The sequence below is a fragment of the Tistlia sp. genome (assembly GCF_040905785.1).
Classification (GTDB): domain Bacteria; phylum Pseudomonadota; class Alphaproteobacteria; order Kiloniellales; family DSM-21159; genus Tistlia.
Genome location: NZ_JBBDQW010000054.1, coordinates 79,624 through 83,168 on the forward strand (window position 1 = coordinate 79,624; position 3,545 = coordinate 83,168).

At 72.0% G+C, this 3,545-nt stretch carries 4 protein-coding genes; all 4 read right to left on the bottom strand.

Annotated features, from left to right (window positions below):
- Positions 1-48 precede the first annotated feature (48 nt).
- On the bottom strand, positions 49-1,347 hold the full coding sequence (gene ahcY, locus WD341_RS12845; RefSeq protein WP_368425857.1) for an adenosylhomocysteinase: 1,299 nt from the start codon (positions 1,345-1,347) through the stop codon (positions 49-51).
- Positions 1,348-1,460: 113 nt separating this feature from the next.
- Complete coding sequence (locus WD341_RS12850; RefSeq protein WP_368425858.1) at positions 1,461-2,309, bottom strand: ThiF family adenylyltransferase; 849 nt, start codon at positions 2,307-2,309, stop codon at positions 1,461-1,463.
- Between the two features lie 4 nt (positions 2,310-2,313).
- Positions 2,314-2,841 (bottom strand): dUTP diphosphatase, encoded by a 528-nt coding sequence (gene dut, locus WD341_RS12855; protein ID WP_368425859.1) that lies wholly within the window; start codon positions 2,839-2,841, stop codon positions 2,314-2,316.
- The coding region (locus tag WD341_RS12860) for a phosphopantothenoylcysteine decarboxylase (RefSeq protein WP_368425860.1) at positions 2,838-3,545 on the bottom strand (708 nt) is incomplete at its 5' end. The genes dut and WD341_RS12860, both read right to left, overlap by 4 nt.

Consider the following 3,545-nt stretch of genomic DNA (forward strand, 5'->3'; position numbering starts at 1 on the left):
CCCCCCGCCGTCGGTCGGTCGGGCAGGGCCCGGGCGCAAAGCGCCCGGTCAGTAGCGGTACTGCTCGGTCTTGAACGGGCCGGTCACAGGCACGTCGATGTAGGCCGCCTGGTCCTTGCTGAGCGTGCTCAGCTCGGCGCCGAGCTTGGCCAGGTGCAGCGCCGCGACCTTCTCGTCGAGGTGCTTGGGCAGCACGTAGACCTGCCGGTCGTACTTCTCGTTGTTGTTCCACAGCTCCATCTGCGCCAGCACCTGGTTGGTGAAGGAGGCGCTCATGACGAAGCTGGGGTGGCCCATGGCGTTGCCCAGGTTCACCAGCCGGCCCTCGGACAGCATGATGATCTTCTTGCCGTCCGGGAACTCGATCTGGTCGACCTGCGGCTTGATGTTCGTCCACTTGAGGTTGCGCAGGCCCTCGATCTGGATCTCGTTGTCGAAGTGGCCGATGTTGCAGACGATCGCCCGGTCCTTCATGGCGCGCATGTGGTCGACCGTGATGATGTCCTTGTTGCCGGTCGCGGTCACGAAGATGTCGGCGCGGGGCGCCGCCGTCTCCATGGTGACGACCTCGTAGCCTTCCATGGCGGCCTGCAGGGCGCAGATCGGGTCGACCTCGCTGACCATCACGCGGCAGCCGGCCCGGCGCAGCGATTCCGCCGAGCCCTTGCCGACGTCGCCGAAGCCCGCGACCATCGCGATCTTGCCGGCCATCATGACGTCGGTGGCGCGGCGGATGCCGTCGACCAGCGATTCGCGGCAGCCGTACTTGTTGTCGAACTTCGACTTGGTCACCGAGTCGTTGACGTTGATCGCGGGGCAGTGGAGCGTGCCCTTGCGCGCCATGTCGTAGAGGCGCAGCACGCCGGTCGTGGTCTCCTCGGAGATGCCCTTGATGCCCTTCATGACCTCGGCGTACTCGGGCCGGTGCACGACCGCGGTCAGGTCGCCGCCGTCGTCCAGGATCATGTTCGGGCGCCAGCCGTCCGGACCCTCGATGGTCTGGACGATGCACCACTCGTACTCCTCCTCGGTCATGCCCTTCCAGGCGAAGACCGGGACTCCGGTCGCGGCGATCGCCGCGGCGGCGTGGTCCTGGGTCGAGAAGATGTTGCACGAGGACCAGCGGATCTCGGCGCCGAGCGCGATCAGCGTCTCGATCAGCACCGCGGTCTGGATGGTCATGTGCAGGCAGCCGGTGATGCGGGCGCCCTTCAGGGGCTGCTCCTTGCCGAACTCCTCGCGCAGGGCGATCAGCCCCGGCATCTCGGTTTCGGCGATCTCGATCTCCATCCGCCCCCAGTTGGCGAGGGAGATGTCCTTGACCTTGTAGTCGGTGAACTCGGCCATACGTCGGGTCCGTCCTGTGGTCTGTTGTATCGGCTGCGGAGCGGGGCAGGACATAGCAGCGGGCCCGCCCCGGAGCAAGGCCGCCCCCGATCTCGCGCCCGTGGCCGGCGCCGCTACTCGGCCGCGCAGGCCGCGGAATCGGGCCGGTAGGCGGCCTGCGACAGCCCGGTCACGGCCGGGTGCAGGCCGCACAGCGCGCAGTCGGGATCGGCCTTCGCCCGGATCGTGCGGAAGCCTGCCTCCAGGGCGTCGTAGAGCAGCAGGCGCCCGGCCAGGGAGCGGCCGATGCCGAGCAGCTCCTTGACCGCCTCGACCGCCTGCAAGGCGCCCAGGGTGCCGGCCAGCGCTCCGAGCACGCCGACGTCGGCGCAGCCCTGCTTGGGGTCCTCCGGCTGCGGCCCGAACAGGCAGCGGTAGCAGGGATTCTCGGTGCCGTCCGGGCCGTGGCCCCGGTGCGAGCGCAGCGTCGTCAGCTGGCCGTCGAAGCGCATGATCGCCGCCGTCACCAGGGTGCGCCCGGCCAGATGGCAGGCATCGTTGGCCAGGTAGCGGGTCGCGAAGTTGTCGGAGCCGTCGCAGACCAGGTCGTAGGCCGAGACCAACTCGAGGGCGGTCTCCGCCTCGAGCCGGCGCTCGTGCGCCTCGACCCGGACCTCGGGGTTGATCTGCGCGAGGCGCCGGGCCGCCGAGGCGACCTTGGCGGCGCCGATGTCGGCCTCGCCGTGGATGATCTGGCGCTGCAGGTTCGACAGCTCGACCAAGTCGTCGTCGACGACGCCGAGCGTGCCGACGCCGGCCGCCGCCAGGTAGAGCAGCAGCGGCGAGCCGAGCCCGCCGGCGCCGATCACCAGGACGCGGCTGCCGAGCAGGCGGGTCTGGCCCGCCTCGCCGATCTCCGGCAGGACCAGGTGGCGCGCGTAGCGCTCGATCTCAGCGTCGGTGAAATCGCGCTCTTCGGTCATGGTCCTAATCTGCGCCGTCGGACCCGCGATTGCCAGGGGCCGGCGCCGTCCCGGCGACGCCGGTCGAGCCGAAGCCGCCTTCGCCGCGCGCGCTATCGGACAGGCGCTCGACCGGCCGCCAGGCCGCCTGCAGGTAGGGCGCGACCACGAGCTGGGCGATCCGCTCGCCGCGGCGGACCACGAAGGGCTCGCGGCCGAGGTTGATGAGGATGACCTTGATCTCGCCGCGGTAGTCGGCGTCGATCGTGCCCGGGCTGTTGACCAGCGTCACCGCGTGGCGCAGGGCCAAGCCCGAGCGCGGCCGGACCTGGGCCTCGGTGCCCGGCGGCAGCGCGACGGCGAAGCCGGTCGGCACGGCCTGCCAGTCGCCGGGCTGCAGGGTCAGCGGCGCCTCGACCGCCGCCGGCAGGTCCAGGCCGGCCGACTGGGCCGTGGCATAGGCCGGCAGCGCCAGGCCCTCGCCGTGGGGCAGGCGCTGGATCGCGACCTCGACGGAGCCGACCGGCTCGCGCGCGGAAGGGGTCTCGCTCATGGCGCCCTGTCCGCCGCCGCTTCGCCCCCTGGTTCTTCCCCCAGGGCCCCGGCGATCCGGCGCGCCAGGCGGTCGGCGACCTCGGCCTTGCCGAGCAGGGGCCAGGTCTCGACCGCCTCGCCGCCGTCGATGAGGTGGATCCTGTTGCGGTCTCCGCCGAAGGTGCCGGTGGCGGCCGAGACGTCGTTCGCCAGCATCCAGTCGCAGCCCTTGCGCGCGCGCTTGGCGACCGCCTGCTCGACGACCCGCTCGGTCTCGGCGGCGAAGCCGACGACCAGCCGCGGGCGCTCCGGCCCTGGCCGCGCCAGGGTCGCCAGTATGTCGGGGTTCTCGGCCAGCGCGAGCTGCGGCGGCCCGCCGCCGTCCTTCTTCATCTTCTGGCCGGCGATCCCGGCAACCCGCCAGTCGGCGACCGCGGCGGCGCAGACCGCGACCTCGACCGGCAGGGCCGAGCGGCAGGCCGCCAGCATCTGCTCGGCCGTCTCGACGCGGACCACCGAGACTCCGGGCGGATCGGCCAGGGCGACCGGCCCCGAGACCAGGACAGTCTCGGCGCCGAGGGCGGCCAGGGCGGCGGCGATGGCGTGGCCCTGCTTGCCCGAGGAATGGTTGGAGAGGTAGCGCACCGGGTCGATCGGCTCGCGCGTCGGGCCGCTGGTCACCAGCGCGCGCCGGCCGGCCAGCGGCCGTGCGCCCGCGCCCCC